Origin of the sequence: Staphylococcus hyicus (assembly GCF_000816085.1) — a bacterium.
Taxonomy (GTDB): Bacteria; Bacillota; Bacilli; order Staphylococcales; family Staphylococcaceae; genus Staphylococcus; species Staphylococcus hyicus.
The window spans coordinates 1,048,469-1,068,826 of sequence record NZ_CP008747.1 but is presented as its reverse complement, the minus strand read 5'-3'; the positions used below and the strand labels follow the sequence as shown (position 1 = coordinate 1,068,826).

The 20,358-nt window shown below is 29.7% G+C and carries 24 protein-coding genes; 2 read left to right on the top strand and 22 right to left on the bottom strand.

What is annotated here, in order from left to right:
* From SHYC_RS04950 to SHYC_RS12275, 19 genes are all read right to left on the bottom strand, one after another.
* Complete coding sequence (locus SHYC_RS04950; RefSeq protein ID WP_231912804.1) at positions 1–1,518, bottom strand: DnaB-like helicase C-terminal domain-containing protein; 1,518 nt, start codon at positions 1,516–1,518, stop codon at positions 1–3.
* Between the two features lie 65 nt (positions 1,519–1,583).
* Positions 1,584–2,105: a hypothetical protein gene (locus tag SHYC_RS04945; RefSeq protein ID WP_039644991.1), complete on the bottom strand. Its 522-nt coding sequence runs from the start codon at positions 2,103–2,105 to the stop codon at positions 1,584–1,586.
* Between the two features lie 184 nt (positions 2,106–2,289).
* Positions 2,290–3,258 (bottom strand): ATP-binding protein, encoded by a 969-nt coding sequence (locus SHYC_RS04940; protein ID WP_039644989.1) that lies wholly within the window; start codon positions 3,256–3,258, stop codon positions 2,290–2,292.
* Positions 3,259–3,360: 102 nt separating this feature from the next.
* Positions 3,361–4,311, bottom strand: a complete 951-nt coding sequence (locus SHYC_RS04935; protein WP_039644986.1) for a hypothetical protein — start codon at positions 4,309–4,311, stop codon at positions 3,361–3,363.
* A gap of 41 nt (positions 4,312–4,352) precedes the next feature.
* Complete coding sequence (locus tag SHYC_RS04930) at positions 4,353–5,003, bottom strand: hypothetical protein (RefSeq protein ID WP_039644985.1); 651 nt, start codon at positions 5,001–5,003, stop codon at positions 4,353–4,355.
* A gap of 11 nt (positions 5,004–5,014) precedes the next feature.
* Complete coding sequence (locus SHYC_RS04925; protein ID WP_039644984.1) at positions 5,015–5,512, bottom strand: hypothetical protein; 498 nt, start codon at positions 5,510–5,512, stop codon at positions 5,015–5,017.
* A gap of 16 nt (positions 5,513–5,528) precedes the next feature.
* The gene (locus tag SHYC_RS04920) at positions 5,529–5,771 is read right to left on the bottom strand and encodes a hypothetical protein (protein ID WP_039644983.1); all 243 of its coding nucleotides are present in this window, start codon (positions 5,769–5,771) and stop codon (positions 5,529–5,531) included.
* Between the two features lie 131 nt (positions 5,772–5,902).
* Positions 5,903–6,922 (bottom strand): phage lytic cycle repressor MrpR family protein, encoded by a 1,020-nt coding sequence (locus SHYC_RS04915; protein WP_039644980.1) that lies wholly within the window; start codon positions 6,920–6,922, stop codon positions 5,903–5,905.
* 9 nt (positions 6,923–6,931) lie between these two features.
* The gene (locus SHYC_RS04910; protein ID WP_405305903.1) at positions 6,932–8,224 is read right to left on the bottom strand and encodes a ParB N-terminal domain-containing protein; all 1,293 of its coding nucleotides are present in this window, start codon (positions 8,222–8,224) and stop codon (positions 6,932–6,934) included.
* Between the two features lie 285 nt (positions 8,225–8,509).
* Positions 8,510–9,550 (bottom strand): tyrosine-type recombinase/integrase, encoded by a 1,041-nt coding sequence (locus tag SHYC_RS04905; RefSeq protein ID WP_052257814.1) that lies wholly within the window; start codon positions 9,548–9,550, stop codon positions 8,510–8,512.
* Positions 9,551–10,230: 680 nt separating this feature from the next.
* Positions 10,231–10,800: a hypothetical protein gene (locus SHYC_RS04900; RefSeq protein WP_039644976.1), complete on the bottom strand. Its 570-nt coding sequence runs from the start codon at positions 10,798–10,800 to the stop codon at positions 10,231–10,233.
* 53 nt (positions 10,801–10,853) lie between these two features.
* Positions 10,854–11,453 (bottom strand): antirestriction protein ArdA, encoded by a 600-nt coding sequence (locus SHYC_RS11835; RefSeq protein WP_052257813.1) that lies wholly within the window; start codon positions 11,451–11,453, stop codon positions 10,854–10,856.
* Between the two features lie 192 nt (positions 11,454–11,645).
* Positions 11,646–11,900 (bottom strand): hypothetical protein, encoded by a 255-nt coding sequence (locus SHYC_RS12285; protein WP_039644974.1) that lies wholly within the window; start codon positions 11,898–11,900, stop codon positions 11,646–11,648.
* Between the two features lie 289 nt (positions 11,901–12,189).
* Positions 12,190–12,453: a hypothetical protein gene (locus SHYC_RS04885; RefSeq protein WP_039644973.1), complete on the bottom strand. Its 264-nt coding sequence runs from the start codon at positions 12,451–12,453 to the stop codon at positions 12,190–12,192.
* Positions 12,454–12,468: 15 nt separating this feature from the next.
* Positions 12,469–12,828, bottom strand: coding sequence for a hypothetical protein (locus SHYC_RS04880; RefSeq protein ID WP_039644971.1), 360 nt, complete (start codon positions 12,826–12,828; stop codon positions 12,469–12,471).
* Positions 12,829–12,882: 54 nt separating this feature from the next.
* Positions 12,883–13,218, bottom strand: a complete 336-nt coding sequence (locus tag SHYC_RS04875) for a hypothetical protein (RefSeq protein ID WP_039644968.1) — start codon at positions 13,216–13,218, stop codon at positions 12,883–12,885.
* Between the two features lie 180 nt (positions 13,219–13,398).
* Entirely contained in the window at positions 13,399–13,557 is a 159-nt protein-coding gene (locus SHYC_RS12280) for a hypothetical protein (RefSeq protein WP_158484646.1), read from the bottom strand.
* 118 nt (positions 13,558–13,675) lie between these two features.
* The gene (locus tag SHYC_RS12000; RefSeq protein ID WP_082021531.1) at positions 13,676–13,876 is read right to left on the bottom strand and encodes a hypothetical protein; all 201 of its coding nucleotides are present in this window, start codon (positions 13,874–13,876) and stop codon (positions 13,676–13,678) included.
* A gap of 188 nt (positions 13,877–14,064) precedes the next feature.
* Positions 14,065–14,205 carry a hypothetical protein gene (locus SHYC_RS12275; protein ID WP_158484644.1) on the bottom strand — a complete coding sequence of 47 codons (141 nt, stop codon included), beginning with the start codon at positions 14,203–14,205 and terminating at the stop codon, positions 14,065–14,067.
* A gap of 2,336 nt (positions 14,206–16,541) precedes the next feature.
* Here SHYC_RS12275 and SHYC_RS04870 point away from each other — a divergent pair.
* Entirely contained in the window at positions 16,542–17,084 is a 543-nt protein-coding gene (locus SHYC_RS04870) for a hypothetical protein (RefSeq protein ID WP_039644966.1), read from the top strand.
* A gap of 21 nt (positions 17,085–17,105) precedes the next feature.
* Positions 17,106–17,279, top strand: coding sequence for a hypothetical protein (locus SHYC_RS12270; RefSeq protein ID WP_158484642.1), 174 nt, complete (start codon positions 17,106–17,108; stop codon positions 17,277–17,279).
* A gap of 273 nt (positions 17,280–17,552) precedes the next feature.
* Here the strand turns inward: SHYC_RS12270 and SHYC_RS04865 are convergent, their stop codons facing one another.
* The 3 genes from SHYC_RS04865 to SHYC_RS04855 all read right to left on the bottom strand — a co-directional run bounded on the left by SHYC_RS04865 (position 17,553) and on the right by SHYC_RS04855 (position 20,344).
* Complete coding sequence (locus tag SHYC_RS04865; protein WP_052257812.1) at positions 17,553–18,116, bottom strand: DsbA family protein; 564 nt, start codon at positions 18,114–18,116, stop codon at positions 17,553–17,555.
* A 311-nt stretch (positions 18,117–18,427) separates the two neighbouring features.
* Positions 18,428–18,772: a hypothetical protein gene (locus SHYC_RS04860; protein WP_039644964.1), complete on the bottom strand. Its 345-nt coding sequence runs from the start codon at positions 18,770–18,772 to the stop codon at positions 18,428–18,430.
* 678 nt (positions 18,773–19,450) lie between these two features.
* The gene (locus SHYC_RS04855) at positions 19,451–20,344 is read right to left on the bottom strand and encodes a hypothetical protein (RefSeq protein ID WP_039644962.1); all 894 of its coding nucleotides are present in this window, start codon (positions 20,342–20,344) and stop codon (positions 19,451–19,453) included.
* Positions 20,345–20,358: the final 14 nt, after the last annotated feature.

Below are 20,358 nucleotides of genomic sequence, written 5' to 3'. Positions count from 1 at the left end.
CTAAAATGGCAATGAACTCAAATCTTCTTCACTGTCTTCATGTTTTATGTATAATTCTGTAGGTTTTACTTTAAGTATTTCATCTTTATCATTAGTCATAAATAAATCTTCCATACGCATTGTGTCAAAATCTACATGTAAATATAACTTACCTTTATATTTAGAATGTCGATTTTTATATATGTGCCAAATCATATTAGGTTTTTTGTTAACGCCTTTTATTTGTCCTAGAATGGTTTCAATAACCTTCTCATCTTCTTTAGTAGGTCTAGACATTATTAACGCTTTAGTAAATTTATCCGCCATATTTTTGGCTCCCCGTAAAACGTTTTGATCTAGTTTTTTACTATAAGTAGCATCACCGTTAACCTGTGTAGATGTAGATAGGTGGAATTTATATTCTTTGGCCATTTCTGCTAGACCTGCTGCAAAGATACCTAGAATCATATCTTCACGTGTTGTCATACCTCTAGTTTTACTAGCTATATCCATCATGATTTGAAAGTTTAAATGTATATAATCGAAGAATACATAATCTACATCATATTGAACTACGTACTTTTTAATAATTGCGTTAATAGTAGTAGGATCAAACTTAGGTACATATTCAATATGAAAACTTTTGCAATCATTGAGGTGTTTTATTGATTCTTCGATGACCTTTACTTCATCATTTGATAAATCATAATCCTTAATTTTTTCTTCTTTGACCCCTGATATATATGCCCAAATGGTAGGTTCTAATTCTTCTTGTTCCATCTCGGTTGTAATATATAAAACTTTTTCTGACTGCCCTTTATTATCCCATTGATTAGTTTCCCAATTAAACCATTTATTTATTGCTAAATCGGTTGCTTCTGCTAAAGATGTACGTGATTTAAAAGTATTAGTAGATGCTGAACGTAACATAGATGCCCCTAATAGTTGCCCTCTAAAGATACTATTTTGTAATTTTCCACACGTTGTTACACCATACTGAGGCGCTTCTTTAAAACTAGCAAATAAATCTAATCCATTCTCTCCCGCTATTCCACCTTCAGTCTCATATCCTATTTTAAATTTATTAGCAAATTCGTTAACTATTTTTTCATAGTGTTCTATGATGTCATCAACAGTAAGATTTTCAAATCTGGCTTGCATTGTTGCATTAGTTTCTTCGTCACTTGTAGTATGATAGATATCATGTATATCAAATCCTAATCTATCTAGTTCACGTAATAAAGTAAACTTTCGAATTCTCGTAGCATGTCTGTGATAGGACTCAGGATTACTTAAAGTTTCTGATATATGGTATAAAAATTCCACACCATCGTTTTGACTAAATGTTTTATATACATCATCATAATGGCTTAAAAATTCATCGATTACTGGAGGTGTGATTTCTTCTCTCATACCATCAATAAACAAATTATTTATAGCCGAATAAATGATGTAATAAAATTTACTCTCATTACTAGTATAAAGATCATCTTTATCTAACTGAATTTTACTCTCTTCTATAAGAGTAGGCTTTTTCATTAAGCATGCTAGTGCGCTACACACACTTGTGTTAGGAAATAAACTCATATTTTAATTCACCGTCTCTATATGTCATTTAAATTAAATTTACTCTTCTTTTTACTCATGTCTCTTACTGGTTTTTTAATAATAACTTCCTTTGGTTTAATTGATTCTTGTTCTATGTTTGTTTGAGATATTTTTGCTAGATTTTTATAAAACTCAGCTGCTTCATCGTATATGTAGGGTACTATACCTATTCCTCTTGCTTTATTAGTAGAGTTATTTTTAACATTAAAGAAATATTCTAGAGACATTTGAATCGCTTTATATCTATAGTTATATGGAGCATTATGCAAATCCTTTATTTGTTTAAAAATTATTCCATTAGGTTTTTCACAGTCAAAAAGATCGCAAATGTACTCAATCAAATCTTTATACTCTTCTTTATCTCTCTCTTTAATTTTTAATTCTTCAGTTTTCTCAGCGTCTTGATTTTCTTCATATTCAATACGACATGAATCATGCCAATATCTATTTCCAACTTTAACCATTAGTTCCCGATTATCTTTCATGCCACACAACGGGCATTTAACTAGATTAGCCATTTATTTCACTTCCAAATAATTTTAAAAATAAAGCTCAGTAGCACTAAATAACTACTGAACTTATGCATAACTTAAATTTTCACTTTGGATTGTTAAAGCACACGATATTGGATTATTTTATAAGTTCTAAATGTAAGTTATGCATACAAGTTTCAAGGAAATCTACTCAAAAATTTGAATAATGTTATAATTTATCTTTTAAGGTGTCAATAATGATTGAAACTGATTCAACCTGTTTTTCTTTAAGGTCACTTACTTTAGTTCCTTCACCGAATGTATCTGACATCAATTCAGTGAATTCTTCCAATCTATCCGCTTCCATATATTGTTTACCTAATTCAGTTAATTTATCACGTAACTCATTAAAATCTAATTCTTCTGAACTAGTGTTAGCGACATAATCATCATAAGAAATAACATTTTCACCCTGCTCTTCTTGACGCTTGATACCAATCTCAAGAGCTTTTTCTAAATTTTCAGCTGTAAATGGATCAATCTTATTTGGCATTAAATCGAAACGTGATCGTGCAAAGAATTCAGGCGTTTCACGAACATAACCTGTTGATAAGATAACATTTCCGTCTTCGTCTACACCGTTAGTATTTAGATAAACTACTACGTCAGCAAGATCACGTACAATGCCCATAGAACGCTTATCACCATCTGGTAAAATTTGATTTGTATCATTATCTCTTGTTTGATGTCCAATAAAGATAACTGTATATCCTACTGATGTTAATTTATCAATTTCTCCCCAGAATTCATCTTTATATTGTTGCCATAAGCCAAAACCTCCATTACCTGATGCGATATCAGCAGCTCCATGTTGATTTGCAACATACCGTTGGCAATAAATAGCTGCAATATCAACAGTGTCAAAAATGATAGTGTCATATAACTCACGAGCTTTATCAGTGTTGTTACCTGAAAATTGTTTATTCAACTTTTTAAAGTCTGACCACTTTCTAATGTAATTAAAAGGGATACCCGAGATAGCATTTAAACCTTTTTCAAAACCTAAGTAGAAAGGTTTACTCATGCGAGCTGCTTGTTTGGTTTTACCCGATGAATTTTGGCCATAAAGTAAAATTGTTTTCCCCTCTAAACCTTTTGGTACCGCTGAAATTGATGGATTAAAAATATCTAATGACATATGTAAAATTCTCTCCTTTTGATTGATAGTGGGGCTTTCACCCACTCTGCGTTAAAATTGTAATTTTATTTCAAACTTTTATGTATGTTTTTCTATTTTTACTTAAAACGGTAAGTCATCTTCACTAATAGTCGGCTTTTTAGATGTTGTATTTGATGTAGCTACACCTTTTTTTACTTCAGTAGTCTTTTCTTTTGTTTCAGAAGATTTAACTTCTACTTTATGGTCTTCATATTTTTTCATAGATGTTTTCATTTCTTCTGGAGTAATGAATGATGGGTCATCTTCATCTTCAACTGGGATAATTCCTTCAACTAAAATTCGATTGTCAATTTCTCGTTGAGTATCCACTATTGGCTTACCTACTCCAGCTGGATTTGGTCGCTCTACTTGTACAACATTGTATTTGTTGTTCCAAATCCCACTTATAACCAATGTCATACCTTTTTCTGCATTATCTTCTGCCCACTCTGCCACACCATATTCATTATCTGCATACACTTCAAACGGATGTGCTTCTCCACGATAATCAATTGTAGCCACTTTAAATTTCACTTGATCAGTCTCGTCTTCATTCTTATCCATTACACGTGCTGGTTGAGATACAACAAAAGTTTGAACAGTAAATTCTACACCGAATTTATCAGAACTTACTTCATCTACACGATTCACGAAACGTGCCGTAACTTGTGCAGTTTCTTGTACTTCGCCTTGACGATTCTTATACATGTTGTTCTCTAACGATCCATTAACACGAACAACTGTTGGACTTTCTTCCAGTTTCTTTTCAGCGATGTCTTTAATAGAAATATACTCATCTTCCATGGTTTGAATAGCCTTAAATGATTTATTATCTTCTTTTTTACCGTCACGCTCATAATATTCAACAGCCATCATAGTTGCACGATGAACTTCACCTTCACCAGTTTTAATTTGTAGGTTAGCAATTTTCATCGGTACACCTTTTTTAGTTTTTAAATCACGTACTTCTAAATCTTTTAATTCTCCTAAGATTGATACTTTATTTTCAAATTGTTTACGTTTTTCAGCCATTTTATTATCTCCTATTTTACTTGTATTATATTTTATCTTTCTTAAAGCAATTTTAATTTTTCTTGTAAATCTTCATCTTCTAATGCTGAGACCAAAGAATTATCTACTCTGTTAATAATAACTTTTTCTTCATATCTTTCATCATTATATGTATGAATAGTTTTCTCATTGGCATCTTCTTCTAATTTAGGTAACTTAGGCTCATCTAGTTCTAAGTTACTTAATCCATTAGGTGAGAGCAATGGATCATTTAATTTATCGATTACAACCTGCTTATTGTTTTGGTCAACAATAGCAGTATCTGTATTACTAAACGCATTCATAACGTTTGCGATATCTTGATTATTTAAACCTGCAAACATACTTGAAGTAACTTTATAATTCGAGGTCACTATAACATTGCCATAGGCAAAATCTTGCTCATTGACTAACATATTAATTGATAAATGACTATTAACAAGGTTTTTACCACCTTCATAATTAAATCCCGTATCATCAATAATGTTCTCATTAGGGTTACTCATCCATACTAGATAATCCCCTATCAATCGTGATATGACATCTGTACCTATTTTTTCTTGAATAAAAACTTTGGGATTATTAATCTTGGTAACTTCAACCTCTTCAAATAATTTTGGATTTTTCAATCTGTTAATAGAATCGGTATTTGGTTTAATGATTAGAAATTTCATATCATTACCCCCTACAAAGTTTTGAAACCTGTAGAGATTACAAATTCTCCATAGTTCTCTTTTACACTATTTATTTTCTTGAATTCTGTAATGATTTCATCAACAGGAGTAGAACTAAATTCACCATTGCCTTTAGCTTTAATGATTTTATCGGCATACCCAACAAAATCAGCTATGTTTTGAATTTTGTTAACTAATTCTAAATCAAATTGCTCTCCTAATGAACTATTAATTTCATCAGATGTTTCAACATCACTAACTTGGACAATCTCATCCTCAGTCATGTTATAATTCGTTTCATCTATTGATGAAACAAAGAATTCACGTTCTTCATTCGAAACATAATAGTTTTGTTGATTCTCATTAAGTCCTAATAACAATTCTTTTTCAAGTAAAATTTTTATTTCACCTATTGCTCGCTGCCTCAATTCTATTAATAGCTCATAAGCTGATCCTTCGAATTGGACGATACTGTTATTCACAGTCGCATTAATTGTGTTAATGTCCATAACATTTTCCTTTCAACTAAATTAGTTCAATATTTGATGCATACTCTTTATCCCTAGTAGTCTTAGGTGAGTTTACATCAATATCAAATTCAAAGACGGTTAATTTACCATCTGGTTTGCTTAAATCGAAGCCTACTATGTGCTGACGTATAACCTTGTACATAGCCACTATAGCTTCTTCTTTAATTTCTTTAAGATCCTTTTCTTTAAGTTTGCCGACATTTTTATCCCGGGTAACTCTTACACTATAATGCGCCAAAGCATCACCTCTATTTGATTTTTACAAATACAATATTTGTAATTTCATAACATAACTTACAATAGTGATTATACTATCAAATTACAAAATTGTCAAGTGTTATATTTTATCTTTCTTAATACCCTAAAAATTTAGGGCTTGTTTACTACCTCAACGTTATATATGTTTTTTAAAGCTTCTTCATATTTTTTTAACTCTTTCTTGATAGTAAACGATGTTGACTGCTCATTGACAAACAAGTTAAATCTTTTAATAACTTCTAATACGTCATAAAAGTCTAATTTTCCATCTTTAGACAGCAAATATAAATTGTAAATAAAACCTGAATTATGAACTGTTTTAATACTTCCTAAACTGTCATTAGTTATACTTTTAAGCTTATTAATTCTTCTATATATAATCTGCTTATCAATTTTTTCTTCACTAGTGTTTTTCTTTAAATTGATGTTGCGAAAGATGTGCTTCCCTTCAATAAATTCACTATATTTAACTTTACCATTGGAATCTCCGTTATTTAAATAGTACGTATCTTCATAATAAGTTTTCTCTAACTCAATAAGTAATGATTTAGGAATATCTAAATATCTTTCTTTATTATAACCGTTAACTTTTTCTCTTAGTTTAATGTAGTAATATTGTTGCCCACCTAAAACTCTTGATGGACTTGTTTTAGCCTCTTTAACATCATCAATTGTTAAATTAGTAATTTCTTGATATTCAAACCCGCCCATTCCATGGTAAATAGACAATATAATTGCCCTATCACAGTGGTTATATAGCATATCAACATTTATATTAAAATCTACTTCAGATAAGTATTTACTTTTATATGCTTGAAGATAATTATGCATTGTATCATAAGTGAACGTTTTAAATAAATTAATGTTAGAGATTCTATCGCCATTCTCGATCGCAAAATCTACATACTTTCTAGCAACATTAACGTACGTTATAAGAGTATTTCTACTTGATGTGTTTACTGAATAAAGAAACGCTTCAATTTCACTATCAGTAAAATTATATAAATCTTTATCAAACAACTCTTCACTTCTTTTACTCTTATTAAAAAGAGATTTATAAATTTTCCTTTCATAATCAGATTCAACAGAGTCAATAAATGATAGTTTATAAAAATTGTTATAATAACTCATATGACACCTCTAATCTAGTTCCTTCTGCAATTGCTTTAGTTGGTTGTAAGCTTCTCTCTTGATAGTGTTTTCCGAAAGATTAGTATCAACATTTAAGTTAACCTTGTTATTGATCAAAGCTTTATATAATTTCTGTAAATGCTGTAAGTAAGCGTCAGTATCTCTATTAAAATCCTCAACATATTCTTTTAAGCAACCGTAAATAAATAATTGAGTGTTCCAACTAGAAACTTGCTTAATTTCATTTATAGATAATAAAAGTTGTGCTATTTCTTCTGAAACTTTAACTTCTTCACTGCGGTTTTCTACAGTGAATAACTCATCTATAAATTCTGCTAATTTCTTAAACGATACTAATCCAATTGAGTAATTTAATCTGGCGCCAGAAGTAATTAATTTTTCGAATTCAATATCTTTAGCCTTGATTGCTTTAATAATTCGTGCACCTCTTGATTCTTGTTGAAGTTCTGCAACCCTATTTCTAGACCATGGTGTAGCTTTACTATGCTGCGATTGCCAATTTATTGCTTCAGAAGTTGTGAAATTACTAAATACTACGTTAAATTCAAACTCAATCGAAGGATTGATTCTATATGCATTCTGAGCTGCTAGTACACGGTGAAAACCATCTATAACATCTATTCTAGTTCCTTCTGTAATAGTTAAACTAAAGTCATTAGGATCATATACCAACTCATCACCGTCATGTGAAGTCAACGGCGCAGCATTAAAATAAAGAGTACTTTCTTTTAATGCATCTTTCAATAAAAGATTTTCCATTTCTTTAATATTTCTTCTATTTAAAGTGGGATTTTTTACAATTTTATTAGTTCTTATTTCTAGTTTTGCCTCACGTTGAATATCGAAATTGTAATTAATAATACCTGCATTTACGAATTCCGATATTTCTTTAACTGAGATTTTAGTTGAATATACTGTATTTACTGGTATACAAGGTTGAAAAGTATAAGGAAGTTTGATAGCATCCTGTTGATTATAAGCATGGAAATCATACTGTTTAATTTCATTAATTTCGCCTTTAGTGAATATTTCATCAATGAATTTTTCCCTATTCATGACCTCTAGTGCCTCTAGAACAAATAGGCTTATTAATCTTATATCCGTCTTTTCAAAAAATTTTTTATCGATATTTCTTGCAGTGAAGGATCTAGTGACACCAACAGGAATCTTAAATTTCTGCTCTAAGTTGTCTGTTATTTTATTGATGTATTCATCAGTATTTTTATTTTTAAGTTCAGTAATTAAATCTTTAAATGCTTGTTGTTTGTCCAAGCTGACCACCTTTTCTTTTTGTTAAAATTTGATTTTTGATTTTTCGGTTTTATGATTTACTTTTATTGTTTTTATATGTTGTTATTTTATTAAAACTCTTTTTTGGAATTGCTCTTCAAAATATTAATCTGTCACTAATAATGACATTAAAACCCGTAGTACTTTTACTCAAGGTATATCAAAAACCAATCTAAAAGTTATATCTATTAGACAAAACCAGTATATCGTATCATTTTTGGTACACCTCAAGTAAACTATAAATTGGAAGAAATGTCTACCGTAACCGTGAATTTATTATATATTTTGTTTTATTAATGCTTCCTTTAACATAATATTCATAGCTTCTGGCAAATCTTTAAGTGCTTCCAACAATTGATCCTTAGAATAATCTGCTAAATTAACGTCACTACTGCTAAGTTTTTGTTGTTTAGATATAGCACCTTGAAATAATTTTTTATTATCATCTAAATAAATTTGAGTTGTGACAATACTTGAATGACACCCTACTTCCCTTGCAATTTGAATATCTTTAGTAGAGTCGAACGCATAATTAACTGCACCCTTTTTAAAGCTATGAAAAGTAATATTTCTATTATTCCACCCTAAAGCTTTCTTAGCCCTTTTCATCATTTTGTACCTAAGAGCACTGGAGAAATTAAATATAGGATTATTGTCGTCTTTATGATTATGAAGGTTTAAATTATCAAATATTTCATTTGCAAATTCTACAGATATACTTTTAGTAAACGACTTATTTCCTTTATCTATTCCTTTTATTAAAACCTCTTTATCTTTCCAAACAAATGACTGAGGAGTCAAAGTATTAAGAGCTTCTGCTCTTATACCTGTATCAAATGCTAATAAAGCATAATAGTACTTAGCTAATGCCTCTTCTCTTTCATTATCTCTAAACCATTCTATTATTCTTATTGCCTCATCATATGACAGTACTTCATAAGAATTTTTAGTGGCTTTTAATTTTGTTATAGTATTAAGGCTATTTAAGTTAATATCATACCCCAAATTATATAAGTATTTAGCGAATTCTTTTAATACTGTTACTTTTCTATTTATTGAATTAGGTTGTAATTTAAATTTTTCAGCCAAAGTATTTCTATATTCGACTAGCTTTTTTCGAGTGAGTGAATTAACTACAGCATCAATACGCACATTGGCTGATCCTAAATTGCTATTACAAAATTGTAAAAGGTCTTGCTGATAAGCTTTTTTAGTTGCAGCTGAATTAATACCAATTTCGCTAACGAAATCATTAATTGTTTCATAAGCTGATGAAGATCTTGTAAGCTCACTAATTTTTACTACATTTGATGACATAACTTTCACTCCCTCATTAAGTTAATTATAATCACTTTATCTATATTTATATTATAATTTATCTTTCTTGAATTGACAATACCTTTCCCCGTGATTTTTGAAAATTTCTGTTATATAGAGTAATTTCCCCGTCTAATTTATTATTCGCTGTTATATAGGAATTTTTAATTGTGATCTCATCAATCTCCATTCTATGATTATTTATACCGAACCCCGATGAGACAACCTCCCACCAAAAGCGTTATTACTTATTATATGTATAGTAAAGCCATAAACCAGTATATAAACCACTTAATAACAAGCAGAAAAACACTATTACAATTCGTTTGAAACAGCTTATACCACCTTTAAAACCTCGTTATAAAATCAGTATTTCATTTTACCTAGGGGTATACCCTGATTGGTTAAACCCCGTTAAAACTCAAATATGAGCTTTTGAGCTTGTATATTTATTAACATCGCTATGTAATGCTAATATCTAAAATATTTAAATTTAGAGTTATACATTTGTATTAAATCTTGCTACAAACGCTTGTGTGTAGCACTATATACGCTGTTATCCCTCCCTTGTAGGTAACTACGATAATTTATTTAACGCTATTATAATAGCAATTACACGCTAAATAATGTACACACGATCGAACATAAAAAAACAGCCGTCATAAACGGCTGGTAAAGTATTATAATAGTTTCCAAATTGTTTGGACATTATCGAATATATCTTTATGGGTTATAACCTCGCATGAATACAAATTTTTAATCAGTTTTTTTAAATCTTTCAATATATCAATTTCATCAACTGAAAAGTTAATAACACAAGGCAAACCACACATAAAGCAATTTTCAATACTCTTTCTATATTTAAGTATTTCGTTTTCATAATTAAATAAGCTATTAAAGTCTTTTCTATCATTCAAGTTTTCAAGTGTTAACCCGTATCTATCATAGTTATCAATTAGTTTATTGATTGCCTTTTTATAATTAGGCGCCTTAATAATATCAAACTGTAACGATTCAGCATTGTCGAATGACTGGTAAATATACTTATAATCGTTATAACTTTTAAAAGTCTTCGCTTTTATGTTTATCTTGTAATTGTAGTTTTGCTTGTAAGCGTCGGCGTATATAACTCTATGATAACTATCATTTTTAAAATCACTGATAACTTCCCAATTAATATATATACGCTCTATAAAATTTTTAGTATTATCAATATTTTTTTGCGCTCTTTTTATTGTAAAATATTCCATTTTCTACACCTCTAAAAAAGCGGCCACCCCTCTACCGCTATGTTTGTTATATTTTATCTTTCTATAATAAACATTTTATTATTTTTAGGATAATCGGAATCGTTCACAGCAAGTACACTATCAACAAGATAATTGTCATAAGCTAGTTGGTTAACATCAATATATTGTTTGACTTCATCATCTAGGTTATAAAAATCGAGAAAATTGCACTCTTGTAATAAGTATTCGCCGTACTCTTTCAAATCTTGGAATATCTCACAATCATAAATTTTTTCAATCATCTTATCAAATTCGTTATCGCAATTATTATAAAGCTCATAATCACTTAATGATTTCACTATAAAATCATACTCGCTTTCTAAATATGCACTATCTAGCCAATTATGACCAATTTTTTCAAAAATACTTGTCATAACCTTTGCCATATTATTCAGCTTGTTTAAATCTGTAGTATGTTCGGACATAAATTGCGGCATATATTCCCAATCCGATATAAAGTATTCTTCATAAATTTTACCGATTCCGATATTATTTAAAACTTTTTCAAAGTCTTTTTTTGATGCTGGTAAATCTAACCATTGGCCAATTAGTTCGCCTTCATTGTACTTCCCTAAATTAGTTACATATATACGTGATTTTTTCTTATTTTCCATTTTTAACAACCTTTCTTTATATCGCTTTGCGCATTAGCTCAAGAATCGTAATTTGAACAATTATTCAGCGAATACGCAAAGCAAATTTTATTTACCTTTTAATCTTAATTAAAGTATAACAATTACCTTGATTACTTCCAACAATTGTTATATTTTATCTTAATAATATACTAATATTGTCATGCTACACTTTTAAATTTCAACTTCATAACTAGCGAAATTAAAGCCAATACAATTCCATAGCCCAGTTTTGTTATTTTTCACTAAATATTGAAATTTAATTTCATTTAACTTTTGTTGTTCTGACACCTCTTCAAATCTTTCAAAGGCTCTTAAATAGTTATCAATAATATTGTAGGCCTGATGTTCATTTTTAATTTGCTTCTGAAAAATTAATCTTCTATCAAGTAAACCATAATTTGAAACACTTAATTCATAACAATTCAAATATAAAACATGCTTTTTAATGTGTATCACCTCTATTATTAATATTAAGGTTTTATTTAGTTTAATTCACCCAGGGCGAACCCACTTCTATATTGGACAATAACATAATTGTTGAAGTGATCCCGTGACACTTGTCCAATTACAACACCTATATACTTACTTTTTAAAATAACCCGTTTTAATTGTTTTAGGTTCCCTTTTACAATCTCAATATCACTTCTTAATCTATAATCTTTAATAAAAGTCTTATTGTTCTTTAATACTAATTCACAAACTGATTTTTTTCATATCATTTAAACTCTGTATTCTCAAATAATTCAATAGCATAACCATCAATTAACAATTCTAAAGTATAGCCGTTTGGGTCTATAAGTTCATATTGATAGTGTGCTTTATTATCTTTGTTTTCTTCTTCAAGCATTTCAAAATTACTAATAGTGAAAATAGTGTTATTTAAATAATTGTCTTCTAAAACTGGCACATTATAATAGTGTACATAATTATTATAATTGCCCGCATCAATAATTCTTACTTTATCGTTAATTTTAAACATATCCTTTTATCTCCTTTAAAATTCGAAATCACAATATAATTTATTACCTATCGTGTAAAGTTCGGCATAAGTTAAAAATACATCTAGCATTTCTCTTTGCTGCTCTTCATGGTTCAATAAATCAAAATTTTCAATATCTTGATATGCAAACTCTTCAAATCCAATTCCATTCATATAAGTTAAGATTTCTTTTAATACATTATCATTAGTAAGATGTTTTTCATCGATTGTAGCAATTAAATTAGTTTGACCGTTTTCAATTGAAATTTTTAAATCTTCGATTGGGTCATCTAAATATGAGTGTACTTCGATATATTCTATCTCATTCTTAAATTGATTTACTTTATTTAAAATGTTGATTTTATTCATTGCCATTGTCCCACTTTCATAAATTATTTATACTTAGATTTCCATTAAACCCTTTCTTTTTTACCATCCGTGAGAAGTTGTTAATACTTTGTTTTCTGATGTTAAGAAATGACACGATGCATCCCACATTTCAATTAGGTCATTTCCTAAATCTTCTAAATCTATATAATTAAATAAATTAGGTGCGCCGTTATAGTCGTCGTTCACTTTATCATATAAGTTATACCAGCCGTGACAAATTTCATATTTTGTGAAATCCTCTATTGATTCAAACAAATGTATTTCGTCGTTTTGCCAATTTCCAGCGCCTACATCATTTATCAAATCTTTGTAGCTTTGTAAGTCGCCTTTCTTTAATTCTTGTGAGTTGCTAAAAGTTTTTAAATCGTAATCCATTTCTTGCGCCTCTTCTTATTCTTGTTATATTTTATCTTTCTTTGAAGTTTTAAAATAATTTGTTTCTAAGTTCTTTACTTGTTAATGCTCCTAAAAATCCACACCCACAAGCCAAAGCTATTATTTGATACCATTCTAATATAAACATGGTTGTCACCTCCTATTGTTTTAGTTTATGGTCTATCTTGTTTCAAGTTCAGTTAATACCTTATTAAGTTCTTGCTTTGATTCATCTAGCAAATTGTAATAGCCATCACATTCAGCTATGTCAATCTTTTTAGATAGTGCTGAGGCTTTACGTTTTAATGTTTCAGTCGATAAATATTTGATGTCTTTCATTTTCTCACCTCATTTATTACCTTATCCTTACTTATATTATATTTTATCTTACTTGATTAGTAAAGGCTACAGTTATCATTTAAGTGTAACCGTTCACCTTTATAGTAAAGTTGAAATTTTAATTTTCCCCACTATTTTTCAATGATTTTTGATACTCATAGAGTTTAATAACCGTTCTAAATTTCGCATCTTCAATGTGGGTTCTACCGTTTTTTAAATCCTGAACAGTCTGATAAGGTAAACCCGTTTCACGTGATATCTGAGAGCTTTTAAGCTCCTCAAATAAATTTTTTATTGTTAGAATGATTTCATTTTTCATAATGTCTATTTGAATGAACCGAATCGAAATTTTACAAGTAAAGCCATAAGCAAATTAATAGAGCTAAACCGATAATGATTGAAACAACATTTACTATGATGTGAATAATATCAATGAACATTTGTTTTGTCATTTTGCATCACCTCGAATATAATATATAGTGAAGTAGGGAATTAATTCCCTACTTATTAACCTAATAGTTTTAAGAGTGTGGCAAGGGCTATAATCATGTAGATAACATTTCTCACAATTTCCGTTATCTCTTTATAGTACCTTGCCTTTTTCTCTTTAACCTCAAGGGTTTTAAGTTCCCTTTCAATTCGGTTCATTCGGTGACTGTCCTCCTTTCAATGAGTATAACTAATTATAACACGATACATCGTGAAATACAATGCTTTTAACTTATATTATATTTTATTTTGCTTGGAAGTTTTACACTTTATACATAATTTGTAACAAGTGTAATTATAGAAATAATCAGCATTATAATTAACCTTAATTCATTTGTATATGTTAATGCATAGATGATAAATCATTATCATGTGTTAGTGGTGTAATTAGGTTGTAATGTGCTTGCTATTACTTACCTTGCTTGGTTAATCCCCTATTATGATTGTCTATGTGTATATTTATGTAATTGATATTGATGAGATTGATTAGTATTAACGTGTGCTTGTGTGACTGATATTGATGTCATACGTGTTTCATGTATGGCGTTTATTATCATAATATTAATTTATGTGCGCATATCTATAATACGCCTTAATCAAGTTATAAACGTTGTTCACTCGATCGTGTATAAATGAGTATAGTTTATTAATTAATAGATATAAATGTCTATTAAGGCAGTTATAAGCGTAAATAAGCCTAATATAGATATGTATATTATTGTGAGTGTGTGTAATGTTGCATGTATGTATATGAGTATGTGCATAGTGTACATGTGTATGATTGCATGTGTAGTGATGTGATTATAAGTAATTGTATATGTGTGTATTGATATATGTATATGCTGAAGTGTTAAGCAATAAGATGTGATGATATATGTGTATATGTATATAGATGTAGTGTGATGATTATGTGCGTGAGTGGTTAGGATTGAAGACATGTGAGCATGTGAGCGTGTAAGGTTATGAGGTTGGAACAAATGGGAATGTGTGAGGGTTTGGGCATGATAAGGGTTAAGGGTGTAAGGTTTCGAATTTCTTTGTTTTGGATTTAGTTTATGTGATTGTTTATTTTGTCGATTTGATTTGTTGAATGTGTTGGGTTGGTTGGGTGTAAATGTGATTATTGATGTATGGGATTTGATGCGTTGGTTTGGGTGGGTTATGTTAGTTGGTGTGATAGATTTAGCATGTGAGAATGTGTGAGATTGATATATATGTGATGTGTGGTGTGTGATTGGGTGGATTGGTAGAGTGTGAAGAATGTGGATAAGTTGGGGATAATGTGGGAACAGTTTATATGTTTATATTTGTGTGAATATGTTTAAATGTGTTGGTTTTGAACAGTCGTGGAAAATTACCGCGTTACCTCAATTCTTGCTTAAATTTCAGTAGATTTTAAATAAATTATGACACCTATTAACTAGTCATATTACATAATATTTTAAACATAATTAAACATTTAACAAAGTTTCAACAGTCATGCAGTGGTCACATAATCAACGGGCTATATATTCGGGCGTTCATATAACAATGATTATCTAAACGCCTTTTTTACAAGTATTTTTGTTAGGGGGGTGAGTTTAGGATTTCGGAACGTGCTGAAGTCAATTTTTGCCCCCAACTGTCCAAAAATCACACCTCACATATTTTCCATTTTTACCCTTCATCACCAATATCCACAAATTTACCCTCCATCTCATCACACTCATATTTCACCTTCCAAATCACTCACATTTCACCATCAATTGCCCCTTGCATACCTACCTTCAACACCCCTTCAATCCTCCTAATACTCCATAAATCCACCACATTTTCACCTACATATTCCTTAAACTCCTCATCCTTCCCCCTGCACAAATCCCCTTATCTTTATACTCCCATTTACCAATATTCATGCCATTTTCACTCAGATCACACAGTAAACAAAATTAAAGTTTTAATAAAAAGACGTTTTTACACCTAGCGATAAAATCGCTATAATTATCCGTTATCAATTTACCTATTTTTCCTTATCACCCAACTTACCTATCCTCATATCCCTTTTTCATACTCACAAAATTAGTGTAATATTATTATCAAATAGAATTATTAACTTTTACCCTTGAATTTCAACCTAAAAAGAACTGTTTATTAGACTCTGGATCTATTGCTAACTCACATAAAAATTCATCACAGTCATCAAGATTTAAACACCTTATAAACCTATATATGACAACACTTTAAGTACTCATTATTAAAATTTTAATAAGCATTTTCAATCGCTAATTATCAACTATTTACTTATAAATCTATTCTTTAGTCATAAGAAATCTAAAACTTGACAAATATCTTTTATCATGTTTTTGAGACAGTTGAGAATCACTTTCTGTTCTAGACGTTTTTCATAAAAGACACTTAGGAAGAAAAAACAGACACTTATGAAATGTGACACATCAATTAGACGAAATATGTTATTGTGCCATAGTAATCAAAATTAAAGGAGGAATTAATTTCTTATGAAAAAAGGAATTCTTAAATGTGCAACAGCTCTAATTTTGACTACAGGAGTTGTGTCACATGCAACACCAATTACACATGCAGCTACTCAAACAGATCAAACAGGTAAAGTTAAGGTTGCTAAAATTAATGATGCCCAATTTAAAGTAGCAATTAATAAGTATGCAACTGGTAAAGTGGTTGATGGCAAGGCTACTATCACAGACAAAGCTACTAATAAGTCTGTACAATTACCTACTTCTGTTAAAACTAAAGATGGCGTTAAAGCAAATGTTGCTTACAAAATACATAATGGTTATATTGTCGGCGATGTAATTATTCCATATGATAAAAAAATCACAACATATAGCACTAATTGGAAAAAATGTGCCCTTGGTACAGGTGGAGGGGCTGTTACAGGTGGAGGCGGAGGTGCCTTATCTGGAGCAACATATGGTGGAATGACTGCAACACCTATTGGAGTAGGTGCTGGTACTGCCATAGGGGCAGCAATCGGCGCAGTTGGCGGTGGATTAACTGGTGCTGCCACTTTTTGTTTTTAAGACATGAGTTACGTTAAGTTTATGACGATTCTAGCCATTGGGATCGTTCTTATTTCAATAGCAGCTCCTATTTTATTTGGTCTTATGGCTATCTTTTTTATTGCCCCACCTGCTATTATGTTTTTCTTGTATTTATTTAAAGACACCTTGGGTATCAGCACTATCTTTGATAAAGAAAAGGATAATAACAAATAATAATTTTAAGGCAAGTTAACCATCATGTTTACTTGCCTTATTTATTGAAAAAGCCAACAAATATAAACTTTGTCGACTTCAAACCTACTTATTTTTTTATCTCTATATTTTTTCTTGTTGAAGTAATTTTCTATTGCTATAAGTATTCCTAGCGAAATCAATGTGAACATAACTGTTGCGATGTAATGATTATTCTTTACTAAATATTGAATCATTAATATAAATAAAATTAAATAGATTGCTTTTACTAGATACTTGAATTTAATCACCTACTCATTCATCTAACATTTTCTTAATAGAATCATAATCATAAACATCTTTTACTTTTTCATCATCGATTTTTACTGTAGGCACTTCTTTAATATGATCCTTGTCTGCTCGTTTTTGATCACTCTCAACTTTATCCCAAACTTTACTATGTTTATTTTTATATTCTTCTTTTATGTTATTTGAATCTTTATCGCTTAGACCTAGTTTATCAATTTGTTTATCTAAATTTTTCTCATTAATTTCTTCTTTACCTTGTTGCTCAAAAATCATTTGATTAAATTTTAAAAACTTATTTGGAGCCTTTTCTTTAACTGCATAAGATGCTGCTGCACCCAATTCAGAACTCTTGTCTAAAAAGGCAACATTAACAAAGGTAAATTTCACTTTATCTTTCTCTATGTAGTCTTTTGTCAATTTAGGCATAATTTTTTGTTCAAAGTCTTTACAATGAGGACAATTGAAATCACCATAAACTATTACTTCATGCTTGCTTTGTCCACATGCACTAACTAATAAAGCAAGCATAATTACTGATATGTATAAGGAAAATGATTTAAAGTATTTCATGCTATTACCCCTTTAGAATTATTTTAATCTTATAAAATCATAATATATTATTAATGTTTTATAGTCAAAACACATTAATAAAGCTGATTCAAATCACTTATTAATCCTTAATATATTTTTTCATAATAACTATAATTCAATTGGTTTACGACTACTATTGCACACACTAAAAGATTAATGTATCATGTAAATAGGCGTTATATGTATAACGACTACCCTATTTTTCTTTTTATTCTTACATTTTTTTCTTAATTTCTCTGATTAATTTTAGTAGTTAGTCCCTTTATTTAAAATAATAAGGGGGCTAAATTTTATTTTAGATAACTTAGTCTTTTATTGAGAAGCTTTCTAACAAGTAATATTAAGTCATCTTTTAAAAAATCTTTACTTATTGGGTAACCCTTGTTTTGTTTTATTAGAAAATTGCATATGTAGTTGGGAGTTAGTAATATACTATGAGTCTCTGTGTATTCCATACGATCCTTATTCCATTTCTTTAGACAGTAATTCAGAGTTAAATCTTGTTCAGTTTTTGAAAAAACATAACCAGTAACCATAGCTTGGTAACTACTTGAACCTATTGTCTTTTTTACTTCTAAACCGACGATAAATCCAAACCCTCTAAAAATCCAATCATACTCTTTAATATTTTTCATAATATCTCCTCCAGGAACTCTCAAATTATCTATTCGTGTCAGCTATCTACTTTAAAATCATTTCTAAACCCTCTCAGACGCTCTCTAATCGACAAAAAATATTTTTTGGACAAATACTATTCAAAAGCATTATCGTTGTGTGAGCAGCCTCTATGTTGTTATTTTAGTTTTGTGTTATATTTTATCTTTTTAAATGTCCTCTATAACTAAATTTAAGTTATATCAATCTCATAATTAGTGCTTTTCATAACCCTATACAATACGTTTAATTCTCTATATTTTTATAGATAAATAACTTTTTATTGTGTTAATAAGTCCTCTGACAAGTATAAATCTATTGCGCTAACCCACTAGCTCTAAGCGAAGCTTGAGCATGTGGAAAGAAACTAGCAAGGAACGTTAGTGACGAAGCGATGTTTCTAAGGTCTAATAGTTTCTAATTTCTTAATAGTGTTACTAAAAAACACTTATAAACCATTGATATATAAGGATTTCTAAACCATTTATATTGATAACTTTTACCATAAGGGCTCCAATTTTATACGCACCTTTTGTTTGAGAGTACTTTGTTGCACATAACAATATATATATACTTGTTGACTCTTTTTAGGTACGTAAAAAATTAGGGGGTTTCTTAATTAAATCCTGCAAACCCTTTGGCAACAGTAATTTAAAAGTTTATAATTGGCACTCCAATTTCAAAAATACACTACTTTTTAACCCACCATCTTTATCAGCTTTGGCTATTTGTACAAGCTCATATTTCCCTTTAGTATATTTTTTTAATTCAATATGAGACTTTTCAAATGTTTTTATAGAAATATTCATATAGGCCGCCAATCTTTTCCTTGACGTTCTAAATTCAGTTTTGGTTTTAACTATTTTGTTACAGATTAGTTTTTTTAATCTAGCTATATAAAAAAATGTGTTCAAACTTAACTCGTTATTTATAAAGTCTCGTATAGTTTCATAGTTAATGCTTATATATTTATCAGCTTTTACATCTATAGGTGGCGCAATTACCTGCACGCCTCTACCGCGCTTACGTGTTATACCTTTAGTATGTCTAATTGGGTTAATAGACCTTAATTGTCTACTTGCATAATCATATATAGTATCTTTTGCTACTTCATCTGATAATTCAGAAGCCATATTGTATCTAATAAAGTATTCACGTTTACCTTCATTTTCTTTATATGAAAAGTTATATGAAATAGGAAAGTCTCTCTCATAGCCTATAAAATGGTTTTTTTCGAGATATTCTCCTTTTTGAAAAACTTTTCGTAATTCGTCGGAAAACCTTATCCCCATAACCTGACATATAACTTCCAAATTTATATGATGTTTCCTATATGTGTAATAAGCCTCTCTATACGTTAATATAATTCCTATATAGGCTACTAATATGTTTGCTTTAAACCTGTGTGTTCCATCCACAGTATCAAGATACTCCATAAACTCATTAGGAATAAGGACTCTATGATTAGAATCCCTATTCTTAAAAATTTCTTTTCTCAAAGTAATTAGCTCACTGTCTTTAAGTAAAAACTTATAATTCTCATTATTTTTCATGTTATATTTTATCT